This window comes from Megasphaera sp. UBA4382 (assembly GCF_002391155.1).
Classification (GTDB): domain Bacteria; phylum Bacillota; class Negativicutes; order Veillonellales; family Megasphaeraceae; genus Megasphaera; species Megasphaera hexanoica.
In genome coordinates this window covers 1-24,061 of sequence record NZ_DGRS01000057.1, presented here as the reverse complement: position 1 = coordinate 24,061, position 24,061 = coordinate 1, and the positions used below count along the sequence as shown (strand labels likewise).

At 49.2% G+C, this 24,061-nt stretch carries 23 protein-coding genes, 1 tRNA gene and 1 pseudogene; 3 read left to right on the top strand and 22 right to left on the bottom strand.

Going from position 1 to position 24,061, the window contains the following annotated elements; translation table 11 throughout:
* Positions 1 to 38 precede the first annotated feature (38 nt).
* The 8 genes from B4H10_RS06855 to B4H10_RS06820 all read right to left on the bottom strand — a co-directional run bounded on the left by B4H10_RS06855 (position 39) and on the right by B4H10_RS06820 (position 8,131).
* Positions 39 to 839, bottom strand: a complete 801-nt coding sequence (locus B4H10_RS06855) for an MBL fold metallo-hydrolase (protein WP_075581407.1) — start codon at positions 837 to 839, stop codon at positions 39 to 41.
* A 23-nt stretch (positions 840 to 862) separates the two neighbouring features.
* Entirely contained in the window at positions 863 to 2,611 is a 1,749-nt protein-coding gene (pyk, locus tag B4H10_RS06850; RefSeq protein WP_292018511.1) for a pyruvate kinase, read from the bottom strand.
* A gap of 45 nt (positions 2,612 to 2,656) precedes the next feature.
* Positions 2,657 to 3,802, bottom strand: a complete 1,146-nt coding sequence (locus tag B4H10_RS06845) for a glycerate kinase (protein ID WP_292018510.1) — start codon at positions 3,800 to 3,802, stop codon at positions 2,657 to 2,659.
* A gap of 118 nt (positions 3,803 to 3,920) precedes the next feature.
* Positions 3,921 to 4,991 carry a CdaR family transcriptional regulator gene (locus tag B4H10_RS06840; protein ID WP_170087934.1) on the bottom strand — a complete coding sequence of 357 codons (1,071 nt, stop codon included), beginning with the start codon at positions 4,989 to 4,991 and terminating at the stop codon, positions 3,921 to 3,923.
* Positions 4,992 to 5,023: 32 nt separating this feature from the next.
* Positions 5,024 to 5,803, bottom strand: coding sequence for a ZIP family metal transporter (locus B4H10_RS06835; RefSeq protein WP_075581411.1), 780 nt, complete (start codon positions 5,801 to 5,803; stop codon positions 5,024 to 5,026).
* A gap of 118 nt (positions 5,804 to 5,921) precedes the next feature.
* Complete coding sequence (locus B4H10_RS06830; protein ID WP_292018509.1) at positions 5,922 to 6,743, bottom strand: nitroreductase family protein; 822 nt, start codon at positions 6,741 to 6,743, stop codon at positions 5,922 to 5,924.
* A gap of 23 nt (positions 6,744 to 6,766) precedes the next feature.
* Entirely contained in the window at positions 6,767 to 7,807 is a 1,041-nt protein-coding gene (locus tag B4H10_RS06825; RefSeq protein ID WP_292018508.1) for a methyltransferase domain-containing protein, read from the bottom strand.
* A 15-nt stretch (positions 7,808 to 7,822) separates the two neighbouring features.
* Positions 7,823 to 8,131 carry an ArsR/SmtB family transcription factor gene (locus B4H10_RS06820; RefSeq protein WP_113855586.1) on the bottom strand — a complete coding sequence of 103 codons (309 nt, stop codon included), beginning with the start codon at positions 8,129 to 8,131 and terminating at the stop codon, positions 7,823 to 7,825.
* Positions 8,132 to 8,349: 218 nt separating this feature from the next.
* Between B4H10_RS06820 and B4H10_RS06815 the strand changes: the two genes are divergently transcribed.
* Positions 8,350 to 8,426 (top strand) — tRNA-Pro (locus tag B4H10_RS06815).
* A 69-nt stretch (positions 8,427 to 8,495) separates the two neighbouring features.
* Here the strand turns inward: B4H10_RS06815 and B4H10_RS06810 are convergent.
* From B4H10_RS06810 to B4H10_RS06750, 13 genes are all read right to left on the bottom strand, one after another.
* Positions 8,496 to 8,897 (bottom strand): hypothetical protein, encoded by a 402-nt coding sequence (locus B4H10_RS06810; RefSeq protein ID WP_292018507.1) that lies wholly within the window; start codon positions 8,895 to 8,897, stop codon positions 8,496 to 8,498.
* Positions 8,894 to 10,354, bottom strand: a complete 1,461-nt coding sequence (locus tag B4H10_RS06805) for a DNA methylase (protein WP_292018506.1) — start codon at positions 10,352 to 10,354, stop codon at positions 8,894 to 8,896. The genes B4H10_RS06810 and B4H10_RS06805 overlap by 4 nt, the downstream gene beginning before the upstream one ends.
* A gap of 205 nt (positions 10,355 to 10,559) precedes the next feature.
* Positions 10,560 to 11,537 (bottom strand): 2-keto-3-deoxygluconate permease, encoded by a 978-nt coding sequence (locus B4H10_RS06800; RefSeq protein WP_059075474.1) that lies wholly within the window; start codon positions 11,535 to 11,537, stop codon positions 10,560 to 10,562.
* Between the two features lie 94 nt (positions 11,538 to 11,631).
* Positions 11,632 to 12,792 (bottom strand): UxaA family hydrolase, encoded by a 1,161-nt coding sequence (locus B4H10_RS06795; RefSeq protein WP_059075475.1) that lies wholly within the window; start codon positions 12,790 to 12,792, stop codon positions 11,632 to 11,634.
* Between the two features lie 15 nt (positions 12,793 to 12,807).
* Positions 12,808 to 13,092 (bottom strand): UxaA family hydrolase, encoded by a 285-nt coding sequence (locus B4H10_RS06790; protein ID WP_059075476.1) that lies wholly within the window; start codon positions 13,090 to 13,092, stop codon positions 12,808 to 12,810.
* A 215-nt stretch (positions 13,093 to 13,307) separates the two neighbouring features.
* Positions 13,308 to 15,194: a sigma-54-dependent Fis family transcriptional regulator gene (locus tag B4H10_RS06785; RefSeq protein ID WP_075581416.1), complete on the bottom strand. Its 1,887-nt coding sequence runs from the start codon at positions 15,192 to 15,194 to the stop codon at positions 13,308 to 13,310.
* A 34-nt stretch (positions 15,195 to 15,228) separates the two neighbouring features.
* On the bottom strand, positions 15,229 to 17,133 hold the full coding sequence (locus B4H10_RS06780) for a sigma 54-interacting transcriptional regulator (protein ID WP_292018505.1): 1,905 nt from the start codon (positions 17,131 to 17,133) through the stop codon (positions 15,229 to 15,231).
* 224 nt (positions 17,134 to 17,357) lie between these two features.
* On the bottom strand, positions 17,358 to 18,155 hold the full coding sequence (gene thiF / locus B4H10_RS06775) for a sulfur carrier protein ThiS adenylyltransferase ThiF (protein ID WP_059075480.1): 798 nt from the start codon (positions 18,153 to 18,155) through the stop codon (positions 17,358 to 17,360).
* A 202-nt stretch (positions 18,156 to 18,357) separates the two neighbouring features.
* Entirely contained in the window at positions 18,358 to 18,525 is a 168-nt protein-coding gene (locus B4H10_RS06770) for a hypothetical protein (RefSeq protein WP_170087941.1), read from the bottom strand.
* Positions 18,526 to 18,634: 109 nt separating this feature from the next.
* Entirely contained in the window at positions 18,635 to 19,075 is a 441-nt protein-coding gene (locus B4H10_RS06765) for a transcriptional regulator GutM (RefSeq protein ID WP_292018504.1), read from the bottom strand.
* On the bottom strand, positions 19,065 to 20,570 hold the full coding sequence (locus B4H10_RS06760) for a phosphomannomutase/phosphoglucomutase (protein ID WP_292018503.1): 1,506 nt from the start codon (positions 20,568 to 20,570) through the stop codon (positions 19,065 to 19,067). Before B4H10_RS06760 ends, B4H10_RS06765 begins: the two co-directional genes overlap by 11 nt.
* A 37-nt stretch (positions 20,571 to 20,607) precedes the next feature.
* Complete coding sequence (locus B4H10_RS06755; protein WP_292018502.1) at positions 20,608 to 21,621, bottom strand: threonine aldolase family protein; 1,014 nt, start codon at positions 21,619 to 21,621, stop codon at positions 20,608 to 20,610.
* A gap of 86 nt (positions 21,622 to 21,707) precedes the next feature.
* Positions 21,708 to 22,448 (bottom strand): HAD hydrolase family protein, encoded by a 741-nt coding sequence (locus B4H10_RS06750; RefSeq protein ID WP_059075483.1) that lies wholly within the window; start codon positions 22,446 to 22,448, stop codon positions 21,708 to 21,710.
* Between the two features lie 155 nt (positions 22,449 to 22,603).
* Between B4H10_RS06750 and B4H10_RS06745 the strand changes: the two genes are divergently transcribed.
* Positions 22,604 to 22,762, top strand: a complete 159-nt coding sequence (locus tag B4H10_RS06745; protein ID WP_172793315.1) for a hypothetical protein — start codon at positions 22,604 to 22,606, stop codon at positions 22,760 to 22,762.
* Between the two features lie 71 nt (positions 22,763 to 22,833).
* Here B4H10_RS06745 and msrA read toward each other — a convergent pair whose 3' ends face one another.
* Complete coding sequence (gene msrA / locus B4H10_RS06740; protein WP_059075484.1) at positions 22,834 to 23,343, bottom strand: peptide-methionine (S)-S-oxide reductase MsrA; 510 nt, start codon at positions 23,341 to 23,343, stop codon at positions 22,834 to 22,836.
* 184 nt (positions 23,344 to 23,527) lie between these two features.
* Here msrA and B4H10_RS06735 point away from each other — a divergent pair.
* Positions 23,528 to 24,061, top strand: a pseudogene (locus B4H10_RS06735) (hypothetical protein); the annotation flags it as partial.

Below are 24,061 nucleotides of genomic sequence, written 5' to 3'. Positions count from 1 at the left end.
CTGAGGTCTGCTTTCATCATAGTATTCTTATAAATTCTTTACAGGTTCCGAAAAAGTTCCAAATCATCGGGAATGTACAGATTCCCCTGGTAATATTGGTGTCCTTCATCATAGTAACGCTGGCGGCGATGGGTCAGGTCCTTGTCTTCCGTGTGGTACAGAATCAAGTTCTGTACCCCCATCCGGGCCGCCGTTTCACAGGCGTCTTTGACGGTGGAATGGTGCTTTTCATAGGGATGAAAGATATGCGCTTCAGCATCGAGGCAGAAGGCTTCGTGAAGGAGCCATTTGCTGTCCCGGACATAGCCTTCTTCCCAAGGCTGATACGGTTCATCACCACAGCAGGTCAGTTTACCATCAGGGAGCTGCAGGGAAAAGCCGAATTGCTTGGCCTTCGTCGAGCGGATATCGAAAAAGGTCACGTCGTGGCCAATAAGCTGGTGTGTCTCCCCATCGGATACCGTAACGAAATGCAGGCGGTCATCGAGGAAAGCACTGTCTTTCGAGGACAGCAGGGCGTTTCCCATCGCGTGCAACAGGGAAACGACTTCCTCGTGACCGTAGATAATGGCTTCGCCATCGTAGGTCCCGCGCCGCCAGGACTGGCACATCATACGCATGAGCCAGAGGATCCCCAGAAGATGGTCCATGTGCTTGTGCGTGACAAAGACCGTCCGCATATCCCGCCAGCGCAAATGAGCCTTTTCCAGCTGCTGCAAGAGACCGTTCCCGCCGCCGCCATCGATGAGCAGGTATTGATCACCTTCATCGAGGACAAAACACGTATTATAACAATGAGTCACCGTCGCATTTCCCGTCCCTAAGATTGTCAGATTCATTATCAGCCCTCCCCGGTTATTTACTACCGTGCGTTTGCTTCGCCGCGAAAAATGGTGCCGCGGCTGGCATCTACAGTGACAATTTCACCGTTTTCCAGTGTGTCTGAGGCATGAGCTGCACCGACGACAGTCGGAATACCAAGGGTAATGGCGACGATAGCCGATTCGCTGGTGAGTCCGGCTTCTTCAGAGACGATGGCACTGGCCCGTTTCATATAGTCTGCAAAGTCAGCACAAGCCGAACGGAGGACGAGAATGCAGCCGTCGCTGAAGTTCTTTTCCAGGTCTTCTTTCGATTCAGCGATGCAGACTTTTCCAATAGCGGAATTGCGGCCGATACCGGTACCGCGGAGAAGGACGTCACCAACGACCTGTACGCGGATCATATTGGTCGAACCGGCTGTAGCAACGGGAACACCGGCTGTAAGAACGACAAGATCGCCGGCTTTGATGAGGTCGTTGTCGAGAGCTGCAAAGATGGCGTTATCGACGACAGCATCGGTATCGCTGGCTTCTTTTCCGATAACAGCCTGGACGCCCCAGTTGAGCTGCAATCGACGGACAATGGCTTCATGCGGCGATACGGCTATAAGTGAGCATTCCGGACGGAATTTAGAAATCATCTGAGCTGTGCCGCCACGTTCGGTCGAGGCGATGATAGCGGCAGCGTGGAGGTCTTTGGCAATCTTGACGACAGCCTTGCCGATGGATTCAGTCGTTGACGTCGATTCGGAACTGGCGTCTTCATATGCTTTCGGCGTGAAGTTGCTTTCCGTAAAGACAGCGACGCGGGCCATGGTTTCAACAGCTTCTACCGGATAGAGACCGCCAGCCGTTTCACCGCTGAGCATGATGGCGTCCGTACCGTCGAAGATGGCATTGGCGACATCGCTCGTTTCGGCACGGGTCGGACGCGGGTAATTGCACATAGATTCCAGCATCTGCGTAGCCGTAATGACCGGCTTGCCCGCAGTCTGGCATTTGTGGATGAGGACTTTCTGGAGCATCGGCACTTCTTCAGCAGGTACTTCGACGCCGAGGTCACCGCGGGCAACCATGATACCGTCGCTCATCCTGATGATGTCGTCGATGTTGTTGACAGCTGTCTGACATTCGATTTTAGAGACAATCTTCATATGACTGCCGTGTTTCTCCAAAATCTTGCGAATCGTCAGGACATCTTTGCCGCGCTGGATGAAGGAAGCTGCGATCCAGTCCATGTTCATACGGCAGCCGAATTCTATATCGTCGGCATCGCTTTCGGAAACAGCTGGCAAATTAATAGCAATGCCCGGTACGGCAATGCGTTTGCGATTACTCATCTTGCCGCTGTTGAGAATCTTCGTATGGATGTCTTCGCCTTCGACGCTGACAACTTCTAAGTTGACTAAACCGTCTGATAAGAGAATGTGGTCGCCGGCTTTGACGTCCCGCGGTAATTCTTTATAGTTCATGGAGGCAATGGTTTCATCGCCATCTACATCTCGGGCCGTCAAGATAAAGTCATTGCCGGCTTCCATCATGATCGAACCATTCTTAAATTTGCCCAGGCGGATTTCCGGGCCTTTCGTATCGAGGAGCAATGCAACCGGGATGCCTAGTTTCCGGGAGGCAGCGCGGACCATGTCGATGCGCTGTTTATGTTCTGCATGAGAACCATGGGAGAAATTAAAACGGGCAACGTTCATACCGGCTTGAATCATCTTTTCGATAATTTCCGGAGTATTGGAACTTGGGCCTAAGGTGCAGACAATCTTTGTTTTTTTCAGCATATATATTATATTCTCCTTGAATTTATACAATTAGGACATCTTAAGTCAGCCGACAGCACGGATAAGGTTAAAGACCTGCTGCGCTGTGTTGGTCATATTGCGCAGGGCCGTTTCCTTATTCATGGCTTCTTCCAGCGGCATGGCTTTATCGACGATAGAAAAGAAAGCATCGATACCCTGCCGGTTACATTCGACTGCATCAGCCGTCGTGCATCCTGCCAGAGCGATGACTTTGGCGCCGTACTGTTTGGCCAGTTTCGCTACGCCGATGGGGGCCTTACCCATGGCCGTCTGGGCATCGAGGCGTCCTTCGCCAGTGATGACATAATCGGCATCTTTGACAGCATCGGCCAGGCGGATGGAATCGAGGACAATCTGGATTCCTGAGCGCAGACGTCCGTGCAGATACGCCAGGAAAGCAAAGCCCATGCCACCAGCCGCGCCGGCACCGGCGGTCTGGCTGAAATCATGGCCGGTATACATCTGGGTTACGGCGGCAAAGGACCGGCTGGCATCGTCCAGTACTTTGACATCCTGTGGCGACGCACCTTTCTGAGGCCCGAAGATATAGGCAGCGCCCCAATTCCCGAATAACGGATTGGTCACATCACAGGCGACATCAAAGGTACAGTCTTTCAGGACCGGCAGGACCTGGGAATCATCTACAGATGCGATACGCCCTACTTCCTGCCCGCCTGTGCCGACCGGCTGGCCCTGAGCATCTCGGAAAATATAACCGAGAGCCTGAAGCATACCGACGCCGCAGTCACTGGTCGAACTGCCTCCCAGTCCGATAATGAAGTGGCGTATGCCGGCTTCCATGGCCTGCGCCATGACCTGGCCGACACCATACGTCGTCGTGTGCAGGGGATTGCGCTGTGCAGACGGTACTAGGCCTAATCCGGCAGCCCCGGCCATTTCAATAACGGCCGCTTCCATTCCCGGCAGGTAACCATACGGGCAGGACACAACTTCCCCTAAAGGTCCCTGGATACCGGCATAGCGGAGCTGTCCGCCCAGTCCATCGACGAGGGCTTCAACGGTTCCTTCCCCACCGTCAGCCAGGGGCTTGACGATGACCTGGACGGGATGACCGCCATAAGCTTTGCGGATACCGGCTTCAATGGCCCGGCCAGCTTCAACAGAAGTCAGACTATTTTTCAAGGAATCAATGGCTACGACAACTTTCATGATACTCTCTCCTCTATGTGCGAACTCGTAAGACTGTATTTCTCTATGCCTACAGTGTAGCAAAAAGAGGATGATCTTCCTATGTTATAAAGCACAAAAATATATCGTATTTTTGTGCTTAAAGCCATGGAAGGGTAGCAATGTAAAGCGTCACGGCATCGTGGAATACCCGCGGATTGAGCCCCGTCGCCTCACCAATCCGTTTCAGCCGGTATTGCAGAGTATTTTTATGGATACAGAGAATCCGCGCCGTCTCCTGTATGGATAAATTCTGTTGGTAATAGACCTGTAGCAGATGGATATCTCGTTCTGTCAAATGCTGACAAATGTCCTTCTGATAGCGGCGGCGTATCGGGCCATCCAGGCTTTGCAGCAAGAAAGCTAACTTCATCTCGTCGGCATGAACGCAGAAAATCTGTCGGTCCTCTGCCGACTGCAAGGCCATTTTGGCAAAACGGTACGATTCGTGGATACGGTGAAATGATTCTTCTGTCCCGATTCCTGCAAAAATGCCCGGGTAGAACCATTCTTTCCAGCGTGGCAGTTTCCGGTCCCAATCCGGATAGACCTTGCTGGGAATGAGCACGACAACGGTACTGGGATAAATATACGTGTATAAGGTTATCCCCAGGCTTTGGCAATCCTCTGCCATCTTCTGGCGGAAATCCCCGGCCCGGCGTGTACCTTCATGCCAGCGGAACACCACTGCGACATACTGGCTGCCCGCCAATGCCGGCTGGTCTTCAGCCAGCTGCTGCACCATGTCTTCGTCATGATAAATCAGAGCCATGACCTGACGGCTGCGGTGTTCTTCTTCGCTGAACACCTCCTGACTCAGCCGGTATTCCTTGAGAAATACCTCGCATATTTTCGTCAGCAAAAAACCATACTGGCCGACAACAGCTGGTTCTCCCGTAATTCCGACTACACCCAGTACCAGTCCATCCATGATAATCGGATAATTGACGCCCTTACTGACACCATCTGTCGGCCGGTCATCCTGTACGGTCTGGACCTGACCGGTCCGGGCGGCGGCGTGGCCGGCCTTGTGATACGTCCCAATGCGCTTGTCATCGGTACTGGCCATAATCTGCCCATGACAGTCAATAAAATTGACGTCCCAGCCGACGACTACCTTGGCTGAATCGACAATCTGCTGGGCTAATTCATCGGTAATGCGTACTTTCACACTGATACCTCTTTTCCTTCATGAAAAACATCTCACGACAAGGCCACATCCAGGGCCATCATCAGTGTGAATCCCAGGGCAAAGGACAGGACGCCCATATGGGAGTGTTCGCCAGCCGACATTTCCGGAATGAGTTCTTCGACGACGACGTAGCACATGGCCCCGGCGGCCAGACTGAGGAGATAAGGCAGGACCGGAACGATGAAGGCCGTCAGTGCGATGGTCAGGGCCGCTCCGATGGGTTCTACGATGCCCGATAAGACGCCTCCGAGAAAGGCTTTATGCCTGCCCACACCGGCGGCCTTGAGCGGCATGGAGATAATAGCCCCTTCGGGCAGGTTTTGCAAAGCGATGCCCAGCGACAAGGCCAATGCCCCGGCAGTACTGATACCCGTCTGACCGGCCAGGAGACCCGCATAGACGACACCGACAGCCATACCCTCGGGGATATTGTGCAGCGCCACGGCCAAAACGAGCATCGTCGTCCGCTGCAAATGGCTGTGCGGCCCTTCAGCCTCCTCGCTGTACATGTGCAGATGCGGTACCAGCCGGTCCAGGGTCAGGAGCAGGAAGATGCCCAGCCAGAACCCGGCCACAGCCGGCACGAAAGCGAATTTCCCCAACGGCGCCGATTCTTCCATGGCCGGAATCAGGAGACTCCAGATTGAAGCAGCGATCATGACACCCGACGCAAAGCCCGTCAGCCCCCTTTGGACCTGGCGGTCCAATTCCTGCTTCATGGCATAGACGCAGGCCGCTCCCAAAGACGTTCCAACAAAGGGAATAAGAATCCCTATGACAGCATTTTCCATAACAACATCCCCTTTCGTATATATCATGATTTGATATTCACTATTGTTATAATCTCATTATATACAAAAAAGAACTGCCCCCGCAAGACAGCTCTTTTCATAGTTCATCAAAATAGTGTTATCGGATGATGGTAATCCGGTCGGTTGTCCTCTGGGGCGTCCGCTGGTAGGAAATGTCCGGGATTCCCAGCGCCATCAGGAAGCTCAGTTTGCATCCCTGGGGGATCTGGAACTGCGCTTCGATTTCAGGAAATGTCCGGGCCAGTGCTACGGCAATGCCGTCCCAGACCGTGCCCAGTCCCAGGCTGGCGGCATAAAGTTCCAGGTACGATAAGGCAATGACCGGATCGACGGTCTGGCAGACCGATGCCGCCGTTTTTGTATCGACAGAAGCGACAACTAAGGCCGGAGCTCCCCGGTACACCAGATCCTTCCCTGCCCGCTTGCTGGCTTCTGCCATTTCTTTTATGATAAAAAGAGGCGAATCGGCACGAACAGTATTCAGGCAATCGTATGTAATCTTCCGGATTTTATCCATTTTTTTGCGCGTCGCTACCAGAGAAAAACGAACAGATGGCGCGTTGACCCCTGTCGGCGCATACGCCAGCATTTCCGTAAGTTTGTCCAGCTGTTCCTGTGACAAATCTTCTTTTTTATAAGCCCGGGTGCTACGCCGCGATTTTATCAGCTTCAGCAACTCTTCATGATTCCCATAGGATACAGTACCACATTGTTCCGGTTGCAGTCCGCCAAAGGACAGAGCTCCTTTCGGGCAGACGAGCATACAATGCTGGCAGGCCAGGCACCGCTGTTCTCCTTCTGGCAGATAGCGGGGAATCTTTTCTTCGTCAAATTCCAGACAAGCGGCTACGCAGTCCCGGATACACAAGCCACAATGGATACATGCTTCTTTTTCTACCGTAATCATACGCTGAATCATGTATATTCTACTCCTCTCTTCTGTTAACAGCAGCAACCACTATCTCCGGCGTCATCTGCCACGGGAGTAACGCCAAAGGGACCGAAATGGACGGACCGGTCACCGTAGACGGTAAAGGCCGGAGCGTACCGCGTTTCCGAAAGCATGGAGGCCAGATTGCCACTGACCAGCATGGGCTTTCCCGTCACGAAGTGGTTATTCATATCGAAATCAAAGGCATGGGGATGATTGGGGATCGTACCGCGGTACACCGCTGCCTGACCATAATCCTCGCAGGCATCTTCTAAATCAGTCAGTTTGAATACCCGAACCGTCCGTTCCGAAAAATGGGCAAAGCCGACTTTTTCTTCAATCGCTTCATTTCCCAGGTCAAAATTGCGGATAGACATGTAGACGAAATCCATGAATCCCGCTTTATTCAGCATGCGTCGGAAATCTTCAAAATACATGGCGCCGCTGATGCATTCACCGTGCAGTACCGGGTCGGCATAGAGTTCATCGGGAATGCGGCGGTCTGTAAAGACATCGGAAAAGTACAGTTCACCACCCGGTTTGAGGACACGCCAGATTTCATTGAATACATTCTGTTTGTACGGTGACAAATTAATGACGCAGTTGGAAATGACCACATCGATGGAATTATCGGCAATTCCCAGAGATTTCAAATCTTCAATGTATCCCTTTTTAAATTCCACATTCGAGGTCTTATACCCAAAGCGCTTATACTGCTCTTCTTCATGGCGCAGGGCAATATCGAGCTGTTCCTGGGTCATATCGACGCCGATGACATGGCCTTTTTCGCCGACCAGTTTGCTGGCTACGTAAACGTCGCGGCCAGTGCCGCATCCCAGATCCAGTACGGTCATGCCCTCCAGCAGGGGAGGAATCGGTGACCCACAGCCATAATAGTGAGTCACGATTTCATCATCAATGAGGCTGAGCGCTTCCCGCACTTCTTTGGGCAGTCCCGTGGAAGAACAGCAGCAGGCTTTCGTTTTGAGGTCTTTCGTTCCATCCAGCACCTTACCATAATATTCTTTGACTTGTTCTACGATTTCATTCATAGTATATTCCTCCTATCAGCATTCATCACAAGGTGTCTGCCCTTCCCGCTTTTCCCGTTGGACGAGTTCCTGAAAAAACGAAGCCAGACAACGGATACATTCTTCATCAAGAGCATAATAATGCCAGCGGCCTTGTTTGCGGTCCCGGACCAGATGACAGTCACAGAGGACATGCATATGATGGGACAGCGTCGGCTGGGTAATAGCGAAACGTTCCAGAATGCGGCAGGCACACTGTTCTCCACCGGCCAGCATGGCAATAATCTGCAGCCGGACAGGACTGCTGAGAGCTTTGTTGATGTTAGCAATCTCCATTATATCCATAAAACCGCCTCCGTTACATAGATATTTATCTATGTAACGGATTATATCATTTATATAGATAACCGTCAATATTTGATGATGTCATATTAGTTATACCGAAACAAGGGTATAAGTCTCTATCCCTCATACCCCTGTTCACCATTTCTCATGTCAGGGGAAATAATTTTGAAATATATCCTTGACAAGTGCTGTCAAATTCAGTAAAATTAAAAGGTCAGCGGGACGTGGCGCAGCTTGGTAGCGCGCTTCCTTGGGGTGGAAGAGGTCGCGAGTTCAAATCTCGCCGTTCCGACCAATGATTTATAGAAATCTCCAGACTTTCGGGTCTGGAGATTTTTTTATTTTTTTTACGAGGATATGCCTGTCATGCCAGGCCGACCTGATAGATGCAGTCCAAAGGGATTTTCTGCCCTTCCCTGGTAATCAGACACCGTTTGATACGGTCCAGTTTCTTGCACTGCACGATGGCCGTACGCCATATACCGCCGTGTTTTCGTAAATCCTCTTGAAAATACGTGATGCGCAGGCAGGAATGTTCCAATCCCCGTCTGCATAAACTCTGCCAGATTTGGTCCAGTTCCTGCCGCTGTTCTTCAGATAATTCCGGTTTATCTTCCGTATATCGCGATGCCTCCGCTACTGCCTCTTCATACCCTTCCAATGCAGCAAAGGGAGCAAACTGGGCTGCCCGCGCCTGTCGGGACATGTGGCGATGACAGCGCACCCCCTCATATGGGTAGCTCCATAATTCGTCTTCTTCGCTCACGCGCGATGCCCTCCTATCTGTTCATTCCGGTCTCTTGTCGTCGCTCCTTCTTCCAGATTCCGTCCTTTGATGATGGCATTTTTCCCAAATCGTTTCTGGATATGCAAAATCGCATGCTGCTGCCGCCGTTCCCGCTCCGATTCTTCTCTGGTCATCCCCGATGGACTATCAAACAGCGTATCCATTTCATACAACACACCCCGTTCATCCCTGACATGTTCAGCCGTCAAACAAACGCGTCGGACCCATAATCGAGGTTCGATAATCCGGTCATACAAACGTACGGCTCCTTCAGTAATCAGTCTGGTCGAAGTGGTTTGTACTCCCAGATGTATCGTACCATGGGCATGTTTGGGTACAACTCTTCCATAGGAATCATGGACAATATCCCCCGTATAGGCCCTATCCTGTTTTAGGCTGATCCGGTCATAGCCAATATTCAGGACCAGCATCTCTGTCACCAGCCCCTTGTCTACCAGTTCCAGCGACAGGGCTTCGGCCATTTCCCAAACAATAAGGCGGGCTTTCTCCGTATCATACGGATGATGCAGTACCTGTCCCGAACCCACACTATGTTTCTGGGGACGCCATCGTTTGATGTCCTCTATCGTACAAGGCTCGTATCCCCAGCTGTGATCAATGAGAAGCTCTGCCTGAATGCCAAACAGTTTATAAAGAAATGCTTCCTCTTTCCGGGAAATCCGGGCAATGTCTTTCATCGTATATAGTCCGTTTTCTTCCAGCTTCTGCGCAATTCCCCGGCCGATACGCCAGAAATCTGTCAGAGGCCGGTGCTGCCACAAAAGCTGCCGGTATGAAATTTCATCGAGACTGGCAATGCGCATTCCATGGGAATCACCGGGCAGATGCTTAGCCATGATATCCATCGCCACCTTAGCCAGGTAGAGATTGTTTCCGATTCCTACCGTCGCCGTAATTCCCGTCTCCTGCAGTACATCCTGTACCATGCGTTCTGCCAGCTCCCGGGCCGTCATGCCATACAAGCTCAGATACGCCGTCACATCCATCAATACTTCGTCAATAGAATATACATGGATATCTTCCGGTGCCACATAGCGAAGATACATACCATAAATTTTCGTACTGTACTGCAAATATAACGCCATCCGCGGCCGGGCAATGTGATATACCAGGCCTACATCGGGATGGGCCCGCACATCCCGGTCATCATACGATACCGTCGTAAACCCTCTTCCCAACTTTACCTTTCGCCGGACATTGATGTCCTGAACAGCCCGTATGACCTCAAAAAGCCGCGGCCTACTGGGAATGCCCCAGCTCTTCAAAGCCGGCGACACGGCAAGGCAGATGGTCTTATCGGTACGGCTCTGATCCGCTACCACCAGATACGTCGTCAGGGGATCCAGCCCTCTCTCCCGGCATTCAACAGAAGCATAAAAAGATTTCAAATCTATGGCAACATAGGTCCGTCCCATTGTTTCGCCCCCTTGTGTAAGAACATTTGTTCTGTTTTATTATATCATATGCGAACAAACGTTTCAATATACCTATGAACGTCCCGTTTAACTCTAAAGAAAAAACCGCAGCGTGAAACAAAATTGCTTCACACTGCGGTTTTTTCTTAGTGGTATAATGCATAGTTTATAGTAATACAGATTACTGTATTCTATCATGAGGAACTTATGATTCTGCTGGTTTAGGTTCCTCTTTTTTCAAGGGAATTTGTGGACAACCATATTTTTTTGCCCACCAGCTGGTGATAAAGGGAATGCAAATAGCTGTAAGTACAGTAGATGCTGCTACCTGCGTCGTTGCAATGGCTACATAAGGGGCCCAGGTCGGGTCAACAGCTGCTACCATAGCAGGAACGGCAATAGCATTGCCTGCCGTCGTCGTAACAGCCCAGCCAGCATACCCGGGACGACGGTTGATCATGCGGTCGCAGAAGACGACGAACGGGCCGCTGATGCAGATGGTAATGATACCGAGAAGAATACCAGATGCACCGCCTGTTACGATAGCCGAGATATTGATACCGGCACCGAGGCAGATACCGACGAAAGGAATCAGCATAGTAACGCCAGGAGCCAGGAATTCGGTCATCTTCTTATCGAGGTTGCCAAGGATCATACCGAAGATGATAGGTCCTAAAACAGCAATCAGAGCGATAAACGGAACGTTGGCCATGCCAGAAGCGCCGAGAGCTACCAGCGTCAGGAACGGGCCATCATTGATAGACAGAAGGCTCATAGAGGTCTGGTCTACTTCATCACCATAGGTGCACATGAGAGCCAGATAGAGGGAACCATTACTATTCGTAACGGCACTGATGATAGCCAGTGTCGTCAGACCGAGGATACCATCCATACCAAATACTTTACCAACAAAAATGCCAATGGCAGCACCAATGAGGAATTTAGAAATCAATAACGTTCCGCCACGGCGCACAACGGCAAATAATTCGGTGACACGGAGCTGGGCACCCATGCAGACCAGCTGGGCACCGATGATGCCAGCCGTACCAGCTGTGGTAAATACGGCCTGGGTAAAGCCGCCGATTTTAAATAAGTCCGGGAAAAAAGTATTAATAAAAGCCGAAATCAGCATGGGAACAACCATCATGCCGGCAGGCACTTTATTTAAGAAATCCTTAATCATAGCTATTCTCCTCTAATGAATTCATCATATCCAGTATGAAGGGCCTGTTGGACAGGCCCTTCTCTACTTCATTCTGCCTGATTTGATAGTGATATCAGACGTAGTTGCAGACACGGGCAATGGCCATTTCCGTATATCCCAGAGATTCTGCTTTAGACTGCTTGCCGTTGACGACTTCCATGGTCATAGCCAGGAGTTCATCACCCTGTTCACCCATGGTCTTTTTGCCATAGATAACCGGGCTGGCATCGTAATCGATATTGTCTTCCATATTCTGGAACGTAATTTTGTTACCCGTGATTTTGATGACCGGTACGATCGGATTGCCTGTCGGTGTGCCACGGCCCGTAGAGAATACGCATACCTGGCAGCCGCCTGCAACCATGCCGGCTACAGAAGATGGGTCGTTCCCCGGAGTATCCATGATGACCAGACCTGTCGTATCGACCTGTTTACCATAGTCATATACAGCCTGAATCGTGCGATGGCCACCTTTATGGATGCATCCCAGCGATTTTTCTTCCAGCGTCGTCAGACCACCGGCTTTATTGCCAGGGCTCGGATTGCCTTCGCGGACTTCTTCGCCGACGAGCTGCAGGGCATGTTCATAACGGTGTACGATACCGAGGATCTGTTCTTTTACTTTTTCATCTTTACCACGGCGGGCAAGGATATGTTCAGCACCGATGAATTCCGTCGTTTCGCTCAGGATAGACGTAGCACCGAGGTCAACGAGACGATCGCTCAGTTCGCCGATAGTCGGATTGGCAGCCAGGCCCGATGTCGGGTCGGAACCGCCGCATTCGGTACCGACGATGAGTTTGCTCATGTCGCATTCTTCACGGCGCAGCATGCTGGCTTCCTGTACCATTTCCTTGGCATAGCGGACCGCTTTGTCGATAGCTTTCAGCGTACCGCCTTCTTCCTGGATAATGACCTGTTTGAGCGGCTTGTTCGTCCGTTCCTGGATAGCTTTGACTACCAGGTCCATCTGACAGTTTTCGCAGCCCAGAGAAACGACGACCGTACCATAGACGTTCGGGTTGGCAGCATAGCCGGCTTCTACGTCCATCGTAAACTGCTGATCAGGCGGTACCTGGGAACAGCCGTTCTGATTGTTGAAGGTAACGGCGCCATTAACCTGGGAAGCGATAATCCGGGTCGTATCAGAAGCACAGACACTGGCCGGCAGAATTAATACATAGTTACGGATACCTACGCGTCCATCCGGACGTTTATAACCCCAAAATTTCATTATGATTTCCTCCTCTTAGCCCAAATTTTCACGAACGGCTTTGACATTGTGTTCGTGTACATGTTCGCCTTGTTTGATATCCCGTGCAGCATGGCCGATATGTTCACCATACTTAACAACTGGTTCATCAGCAGGGATATCCTTGATAGCGATTTTGTGATAAATCTGGATGTCTTCTACAGCAGTAAAAGAAACGGTCTTCTTGTTTTTGTCCACATAAGAAACCGTATCCCCTTTCTTTACCGGTTCGATGACGACAGCAACGTTGTCTTTTTCATCGATAATCATTGCATTAATCATAACAGTACTCCTCCTTTAGTGTATCTTGCGCATTCACAATGCAATCGATAATTTATATGAAATATTCATACCAACTATATCTATGTGAAAAAATACGCATTTTATCGCATTGGCAAGTATGTCATGCTATTAGGTAATGGTTCAAAGAGACATCTATGAAACAAACAAACCGTTGCATAAAACATGTAACGGTTTATTTATCGATTATCTTTCAATCATATTTTTTCTTTTTGCCGGAATCTCCATAATGTTGAGCGGCTGATGCCTAATATAGAAGCAATCTGGCTATACGTCTTCCCTTCCTTCGATAATTTTCTTATCTTATTCAGTGTGATATGCTCTTCACTCGCCTCTTTATCCGGCACGACATCTAATACTCCTTGTACATTTTGTAACGTAATAGTATATCCATCAGAAAGCAGTACCATCCGTTCAATCGTATTCATCAACTGCCTGACATTACCCGGCCATTCCTGACTATTTAAAAACCGCAGAACTTCCGGAGCAAAGGATTTCTCTGTTTTGTATTTTTGATTCAGACTAGCAAGGAATACACGGGACAACAAAGGAATGTCACCGGTTCGTTCCCGTAATGCCGGCATTCGTATGCGAAGTACATCCAGGCGATAAAATAAATCAAGGCGGAATTTCTTTTCTTCCACAGCCTGTTCCAGTTTCTGATTCGTAGCCGCAATGATCCGGACATCAACAGGAATGACTTTGCTGCCACCTACACGCATGACAGCCTTTTCCTGAAGGACCCGGAGCAGCCGGTTTTGCAAAACGTAGGGCATGTCCCCGATTTCATCCAGAAACAGTGTCCCCCCATCAGCCAGTTCAAAAACACCGGCTTTCCCACCTTTTCTTGCACCGGTAAATGTCCCTTCTTCGTATCCAAATATTTCACTTTCTAGTAAACTTTCCGTAAAAGCACCACAATTGATAGCTACAAAGGGTCCGTGACGGCGGTCGCTCAAATTATGGATAGCTTGGGCCAGCATCTCTTTGCCTGTACCTGATTCTCCCGTGATTAGAACGGTCGAACGAGTGCCTGCATATTTCAATGCTTCTCTTTTGACTTTTCTGACCGCCAGAGACCGGCCTACGATATCATCTAATGTATACCGGGCCACCAATCCCTTTTCTTGTAATTTTTTCCGCATGGACCGGGCATATGACTGCAGTTCTTCCGTTTCCTGTATAAAGGCTGTAGCCCCGGTAATTCGGTATTTGTCCAGAATGGTATGCCAACGGAGTGCATAAGTACGGTTTCCTATACTCAGTACTTCACCCATGTCGGGAATTTTCCCTTTTAATACATCCTTTATTTGAGATGCAACAAAAATATGTCTGATTTGTTCTTCCAGATTCTCCGTACCAAATTGCAAAAGTTGTGGAAACATAGAGAGAAAAGTCGTATTCCATTTTTTTACATGGCAATGCTTATCAAATACGACGATACCTATATAAGCATGATCGACGATATCATTAATGATTTTTAAATTTTCCTGCTCTTTCCGCCTTACTATAATAGCTGTTTCCGCTTCACGGATTGCTTTCAGGACCGTATCCTTTCCTGATTCCAGAAAGACAGAGGATATGCCATACTTTTTCGCATAATCCTGTACATGGGCACCGCCAATCAATATATCTACACCACATTCTTTCGCCTCCTGTACAAATTGTTCAATCCGATATTCTTCCCCGTAATCGACAAATTGAAAATAGGGTATTTTATTGACACCCAGCACTTCAGCCATTGCCTGGTATTGATAAATGACATTGCTATAACTGATGAACCCAATATGTTTATCTTCACCGATACGGCGTACTGTTTTTAATATATCCAACGCGTCGATTTGAATGGCAATAACCGGAACACGGGTATATACCTGTGATAATAAATACGCTGTTCCTCCACGGCTGATGATAGCATCCACACCCCGTTCAATGACGCTTTTAGCATTGCGGACACCATTTTCCATATCTCCGTTTACGATGATAATTTTTCCCTGCAGTTCGTGTTTTAGTTCTTCCACCAGCTCATGTACTGTATGAGAAATATGCTCATTAGGCGCAACGACACATACTTTATAGTCCATATTCAGTTCCTTTCTGATTGATTACCGGCATACTTCACTTTTTCTTGCGCCTGTATCTCCATAAAGTAGAGCGGCTGACCCCCAGGAGTTCCGCTATTTCTGCATAGCTCTTACCTTCGCTGAGCAGACCTTCTATTTGCTCTGTATCAATTTTTTTAGACGCTCCTTTTTCTGGATTATGTCCCAGTTCCAACGCTTCTGCCGCATCATTCATAGTGATGATTCTGCCTTCAGATAATAACACCATTCTCTCTACTATATTATTTAATTGCCGTATATTCCCCGGCCATGGAAGGGTCGTTAAATAATGCAGCACATCTTTGTCAAATTCTTTGTTCCGGCCATACTCTTTATTGAGATTAGCCAGGAAAATCCGGGCCAGTAATGAAATATCTCCATCCCGTTCCCGCAATGCCGGTACGCGGATACGCAACACATCCAGACGATAGTACAGATCCAGGCGGAACTTCTTTTCTTCAATAGCCTTTTCCAGCTCCTGATTGGTAGCTGCAATAATCCGGACATTAACAGGAATCACTTTGCTGCCACCTACACGCATGACAGCCTTTTCCTGAAGAACACGGAGCAGGCGGTTTTGCAAAATATAAGGCATGTCCCCGATTTCGTCCAGAAACAGTGTCCCCCCATCAGCTAATTCAAAAACACCGGCTTTACCGCCTTTTTGGGCACCGGTAAATGTACCTTCTTCATACCCAAACAATTCACTCTCTAACAGGCTTTCCGTAAAAGCTCCACAGTTGATGGCCACAAAAGGTCCTTTACTGCACTGACTCAGATTATGAATCGCCTGGGCAATCATTTCTTTCCCTGTTCCCGATTCACCGGTAATCAAAACGTTGGAATGGGTACCGGCATATTTCAAAATCTCTCTTTTGACCTGCCGGATGGCCAGCGATTTTCCAATTATATCATCCAGTGTATAATAAGCAATCAATCCTTCCCCATGCTGCTTTTTGCGGATAGACTGCGCGTAAGATTGCACCTGCTCCACTGGCTGGACGAAGGCAATGGCCCGCACCAGCTGGGCCCCTTCCCAGACGGGCTGCCAGGTGACAGCATAATCCCGTTCTTCTGTACGGAGAATTTCCCCACCACCTGGAACGGAGCCATTTAAAATTTTTTGCAGACGGCTGGAAGAAAAAATAATGGGTATCCGGACTTTCCAGTCCGTCCCAGGTTCACCCGCAAACATAGAGGCAAAGGCAGGATTCCATTTCTGCAACATCCCCCGTTTATCAAAAACAGCAGTTCCTGTAAACGTATAATCCACGATATTAGAAATCAGCTTAAATTCTTCACGGTCCTGCCAGCGTACCAGAATAGCCGATGCCGCTTCCCGTATAGCACGTAAAACAGCCCCCTTACCGGATTCTAAAAAGACAAAACGCAAATTATATTTCTTTGCATATTCCCGTACATGAATACTCCCTATAAGTACTTCTATTCCTTGTTTCCATGCATCCCTGACATATTGTTCAATAACTGTATCTTCATCTCCCAAATGAAACAAACGGAAAAAGGTGATTTTGTGAACTCCCATCAATTCGGCCAATGCCTGATATTGATAAATCACTTCACTATAGCTGATAAACCCGATTTTTGTACCATCGGGAATGCCCTGAATCGCTTTTAAGATATCTGTTGCTTCTATCTGGATAGCGATAACCGGCAGTTGAGGGTACGCCCTGGTCAATGCTATGGCCGTACCGCCCCGGCTGATAATGGCATCAATCCCCTTTTCTACATAGGGTTTCACATGACGGACCGCTGTTTTTACATTCCCATCGATGATAATCACGTTACAGCGCAAATCATCCCCCAATTCCTGAACAACCTGCTCTGTCGTACGGGAAATACTGGGATCGGGAGAAACGAGACAAATATTATATTTCTTGGAATTACTCTTTTCTGATACCACCGTAAAATGTGTCACCCCTTGCTTTTTTGATACACATCATGTTTCACTGAAACAAAATTTCGTCAAAATTCAAGTGATTATACACTAAAGGTGCGTATCTATCAATAATATTTGCATTGGTCACTTTGATGCCCGTATGTATCCCAATTAAAATTAAACTATATCCCGAAAAAAAGCACTTCCCTCAACAGGAAATGCTTTTATTACAATAAATTTTTCTATTGTTACATCTCATCTACGAGCAGTTGTACGATGAGATTGGCTTCGTGGGCTGCGCAGATGGCGACACGGGGAGCCATGAGGCCCCTTCCGGGCCGGGCATTGCGGGCCTGGTCGCCACAGATATAAAAGTGGCTGGTAATTTTTTTCGTCTGTATATCGTTGCTGTCTCCATAGCCTGCCATTCCCGATGCAGAAACGATGTATTTGTCCGGGCATTGTTCCAATATGGTGTAGACCAGCATGGTCTTGGCATCAGGATTGTCAAAGGCTTCGCAGATGATCCAGTCATCCTGTAGAAGGCGGGGAGCGTTTTCTTCGGTGAGACGTACGCAGTCCGTCCGGACATCGATGAACGGGTTGATATCCCGTATCTGCCTTTCCAGGGCATCGGTCTTATAGGCTCCCAAATCACGGATCATATAGGACTGGCGGTTCAGGTTGCTGGCATCGACGGTATCGAAATCGAGCAGATGGAGATGGCCGACACCAGTACGGGCCAGATAAATGGCAGCATTGGAACCAAGGCCTCCCAGGCCGCATATTGCGACATGTCCGGCATGTACTTTGTGATGGACCCGGGGCGTATGCCGGGAGCACATCATGGCTTCCAGCGCATCCCGGGGTGGCAGCCGGTCTTTTGGGATAAAGTAAATTTCATCGCCTTCCTGAAGGGACAGATCCTCACTGGTAGCAAATCCATTGACGATGGTAATTTCCCGTCCCGACCCGCGGGCCGCTTTCAGGGCTGACAAACTCGTTTCTTCACAGGTATCAGGTTTTCCATTGAGTATAATATGCAATTGAACACACCTCACAATCATATAAAAAAACACACGGCGTCTGACACCTTAGGTGGTGTCCCCGTCGTGCGTTATATCATGTCCAGTTTATCGTATCAGTTCTTTCCTGTCAATTCCTGTTTCCAGGTTCTCCTGATAACGTTTTTTCAGAAACTTATCGTATCATGAACGTACGTTTAGCATCGGTACTTAAAAAGAGCTGTCATTTGACAGCTCTTTTTGCCTGGGCGCCTTCTTTCAGGCGCCTGAGTTCCTGTTGTTGTTCTTCTGGCAACGACACGCCACAGCAGCCGCCTGTCGTGTTATTGGCATAACCTTTGAATACTTCCGATGCTATATGTCTGATTTTCTTTACCGATTCTACTACCATAAGGGCGCCTCCTTCTGCACGATATATAATTAGGGAATGAATTTTTAGTACACCCTTAGTATAGCATAAAATTAAAATTTAGAAAATATCTATCAATGGAAAACTTTTATTAATTACTATTTTGTATAGGGGCAGGTTCAGCAGAACCTTCGTCGGAATCAGACAAGCGGTGGATCAGCGCATCCACAGCCTGTTCATATCCCTTATAATGACGGCGCCGCTTATCGGGCAGAGATTCATATTCCCGTTTCAGATCATATACCGATTGTCCATACAGGTCCGGCACAGCATGAAAGCGGCTGAAAATGGTCATGCCCTGCATGACTTCAGCACCTACGATAGTTCCATCGCCACTGCAGGCAAGGAGAACGATGCATCCCGGACCGAAACGGCCTTTTCGGCCGCCTATCCCTACATTCCCCCGCTGGCGCAGACGCCGGACTGCCGCCTGATATTGGCGTACCTGCAGCCTGGCACCCAGAATCTGAAGCACCATGAGGGCAAAGAGAATAGCAAAGAAGAGTTCCAGTTTCATGGCATCAATCGTCAAGGACGCGGAGGTCCAGCCGGTCAAAGCCTGCCAGCAAGGGACGTATCTGATTGGCAATCATGCGACAGCCACCCACATCCCTGCTTTCTACGTTGAGAGGCATATTGGGATCATGGAGAGACATGCGCAGCAGGGCCCAGCCATTGGGAAACAGGAGTCGTACGCCTTCATAAGACGGGCTGGCAATGCCAATCCCGGCTGCAGCCGCCCGCTTTTCAACGGTTTCCAGAACTTGTTTTCCATAGTCTCCTGCCTTTTCGCCAGAAATTTTAAGCCGGTATTCCTTGCTTTCTGCCGGTTCTCCCAACTCTTTGATAAGACTGCCCAGACTGCTTCCCTGTGCCCGGGCACGGGCAGCGGCAATGATCAGTTTGACAGCCAGATAGGCTCCGTCATCGAGGTAATAGTTTTCACTGAGAGCGCCATGACCGGATGTTTCAATAGCCAGAGGAGATACGATGCCCTTTTGATTGAGACGAATGCATTCATCGATGACATTTTTATAACCTCTCATGTACCGGTGATGGACGAGGTGCAGATGATCCTGCAAGAATGTTGTCAATTCGTCACTGGTCACGGAGTCCGTCACAATGGTACTGCCAGGATAATCCGGTGCCAGAATAGCCGCCATCATGGCGATCAGGGCATTGCGGCTCACGGCCTCCCCATCGGAAAGGACAGCACTCATGCGATCTACGTCCGTATCGAAAATGAGTCCCAGATCTGCCTTATTGTCCAGGACAGCCTGGCGGATGCTGGCCATAGCTTCGGCATTTTCCGGATTGGGAATATGGTTCGGAAAATGGCCGTCCGGTTCGAGGAACTGGCTCCCTGTTGTATCGGCCCCGAGCGGCGCCAGAACCTGGCTGGCAAAGAATCCGCCACTGCCATTGCCGGCATCGACGATGATATGCATCCCCGAAAGAGGCTGACTTCCAGCCGTATCCAGCGCTTTACAGATGAGTCCGCGCAGATGAGCCGTATACAGGGAAATAATATCCAGTGGCTGTACCTTTGTGATGTCACCGCTGCGTACCGGTTCAGAACCGGCCCGTGTCAGGACATCGGTAATTTCCGCTTTTTCCAACCCGCCTTTTTCCGTAAAAAATTTCAGGCCGTTACGATTATACGGCAGATGACTTGCGGTAATCATGATAGATCCGTCCATATTTGTCTGCGGGAAGACGATGGACATGAACATGGCCGGCGTCGAAGCCAGACCACAGTCATATACCGTCACGCCCATGGCCGTCAGTGTCTGGAACAGAGCGTCCTTCAGCTTGTCTGCCGATATGCGCGAATCATGACCAACAGCAATCTGCAGCTGATCTGCCTTTTTCCCCAGCCGGTCTTCCAGAAATGTGACAAATCCGGCAGTAATGCGGTTTACCGCTTCCGGCAGAAGATTGACCTTCTCCCCTGCTATGCCTTCAATAGCGATACCACGGACATCACTGCCGTTCTGTAATTTCAATAACTCTTCCTTAGAAATCATACCATCCTCCCGTACATCTGAATGTCTTCATCGGCAATTACAATAAGGCCAGCAGGCCATCAATATCGTCTTCCGTCGTAGCCCAGCTGGTAACGAACCGTATAGTCTGTGTCCCATCGGCATTATCCAGCCATTTTTCAAACATGACGTTCTGAGCTAGTTCCGCTGCCTTTTCGCGTGTCATGACAGGGAATATCATATTGGAAACCGGCGTATAAGCAAATTCATATCCTTTCGCTCCAATGCCATGAGCCAGCTTCTGTCCCATCGCATCTGCCTGACGCCCCAGTTTCGTATACAGGTCGTCTTTTAACAGTGCCTGGAACTGGATTCCCAGGAGCATCCCTTTGGCAAAAAGAGCTCCGTTCTGCCGCATAATGGAACGGAAATGCGGTTTCAGCGTATCGTTGACGATGACCACCATTTCGCCGAAAAGGGCACCGCATTTCGTACCGCCAAAATAAAAGGCATCTGCCAGAGCCGCCATATCCTTAAGAGTGACATCATTATAGGAAGAGCCCAGTGCCATAGCCAGGCGTGCCCCGTCAATATACAGATACAGTCCATGGCGGTCGCAGCATGCACGCAAGGCCTTCAATTCATCCAGCGTATAGACGGCGCCCATTTCCGTCGTATCGGAAATGTAGACCACCCGGGGCAGTACCATCTGTTCCATATCGTGGAAGGCAACGACTTTGTCCACGTCTTCCGGAGACACTTTGCCGTCCGTCGTCGGAACGGGCAGCACTTTGTGGCCTGTCGCTTCGATGGCACCGGTTTCATGGGTATAGATATGAGATGATTCGGCAGCGATGACCGCTTCATAGGGACGCATAAAGGCAGCCAGGCAAACCAGATTTGTCAGCGTACCACCGGCAATGAAATGCACGTCAGCATCAGGCTGCCCTGTAATCTGGCGCACGAGCTGTGTCGTTTCTGTACAGAATGTATCATTGCTATAACTGTCGCTGGGCGTCAGATTCTGATCAGCCAGTGCCTGAAAGACCTGTGGATGCGCACCCAGGCTATAGTCATTTTTTAAAAATATCATATCCGTTCCCTCTTTTCCCAAAATATTAAAACAGATTATTCGTTTCTATTATACGAAATGGTCCAGAAAAAAACAATCCGCCTCTCTTACAAATATGCCAGTGCTTCCCGGACCGATGAGACAATATGGGTAGCCGCCTGCTGTACCGGTTCTGGCGCATAAGAGAAAGTAAAAGAAACATCGGCTGCCTTGAGCATAGGCGTATCATTATACGAGTCCCCGATGGCCCCCATCGTACAGATGGCCAGCTTCTCTCTGACTGCCATAAGTCCCGTTCCCTTAGAGCAGTCAGCCCCTACGACATCGACAACACTCGTATTGGCATAGGCAGTCAGTATATTTCCATACTCATGCTGGATATCTCTGGCAATCGACTGGGCTGCCTCATCACTGCCAGCATAAAAAGAGATGCCGTAGATGTCACTGCCTGCCAGATCGGCAAAGGACATGATCCGTGTCTGCCCCGGGAATTTAGGCGGCGTCAGCGTATAAACCGTATCATTGGCCTGAATGACCGTATCCGCCCGTCGTCCGTAGCGGTCATATATTTCTTCGACGCAGTCCCGGGATACGGTTTTCTTCATAAGTACCTGCAAATTGCCATCGAGAACCAACGCCCCCGTTGCCAGGATATAGAAATCAAAATGCACATCGTCCCCGGCCGCCTGACGCACGCCCCGGAGAGACCGGCCTGTACTGACGCCAAACAAGCCGCCTGCCTGCTGGAAATCCCGGATGGATTCCCGGTCACCCTTGCGGTACGGTTCATCGAGAAACATAAAATACAATGTGTTGTCAAAGTCGCTTGCCATTGCTTTTTTCATCATTATTCCACATTTCCTTTGATATTTTAATATTTTATCATTGACAAAGTTAATCGTTTAATTTATAATATGTTCAAACATAAAGACGACGATGTCTATCCCACATCGTGTCTTTATGTTTTTTTATTACCGTATTTCGCAAGAGGGGGGCGAATACCATGTATGTCATGCATATGGAAAAAATCCTTGAAATGAATATGGCCGCATACAAGCGCAAAGAACGGCAGAAAAAAGATGATCAGCCACGCCGCCCGCATAAAGGCCATCCTGCCGGAATCAGCCCGTCCCTGCCAGACATTTGTCCGGTTTTAGGATAGAACATCCAACATAATCCCCGAACGCCCCGGTGTCGTGCACGGACACCGGGGTGTTCACGTCCAGGCAGGAATTATCCTTTTTTAATCCGGTCGTGGATATGCATCATAGCCGGGTTGATGTGACAGTATCCGCCGGGATTTTTATCCAGATATTTCTGATGATATTCTTCTGCTTTGAAGAAATTCTGCAGCGGCAGCACTTCGACGGCCAGGGAACGGCCCACTTTTTCCGCTACGTGATTGACGACTTTGCGGATATCGGTCAATAAGGCAGGGTTTTCATAATAAATCCCCGTCCGGTAATTGATACCTTCATCTTCCCCCTGCTTATTCACCGACAGCGGATCGATGACCATAAAATAATAATCCAGCAATTGTCCCGTCGGCAATATTTCATCATCATAGGTTACCCTGACTGTTTCTGTATGACCGGTCCGCTGGGATTTTACGTCTTCATAAGTCGGCATTACTGTCCGGCCATTAGCATACCCCGTTTCCGTTTCTTGTACACCGTCAAATTGATCTAAAAATTTCTGCAGACCCCAGAAACAGCCACCTGCCAGATAAATCGTCTGAATCATCTCATATCACTCCCGTCATTTTCTATTATAGTATATCGTATTTACTATACCATAAAGGGGCCGGATTGTGTACTCCTTTCCGCATTGCAAAAAAGGGCGTCCCATGCTATGCTTACAACGAGGTGAGGACCATGAATTCCATCATACAATTACCTCCGGCATCTGTCCGGAGAAGGCAGCCAGATTGAACGGATTCAATGCAGTGAAGAAAGGGTGCTGCCAGCATAAAAAGGCACTGAAGCGGACGCTGATTGTCCTCATTTTCTGTTCTGTCCTCTTCTGTGCCCTGGTATTTGCAGCCATTCACGGCGCAGCCCGCCTGTTCAATCACACCATGGCCCGCCAGACTATGCTCCGCGGTACCGTTACCGTAGAAACACTGGCACCGCACATTACAGGGTATGTCCAGTTTACCAATCTGGTCTGGAAAGACCCGGACGGACATCTCATTCTCTACGTTCCCGACGGTAGTCTCAGCGTACGTCCCTGGGACATCATTACCCGTTCCATCAAATCGACGACACTGACCAACATCACCCTCAATGATGCGACAATCGTCGCATACTTCGATGAAAAGAATCACCTGGATATCCTGACCCAGGATGAAGAAAAGAAGGACGGCACAGAAAAAAAACAGCCCCGTTCCTTTCAGGACCGCATCCGCAATATTAATTGGAATGGCCAGAAGCTCCATGCCTCTCTGGATCTACACAACTGC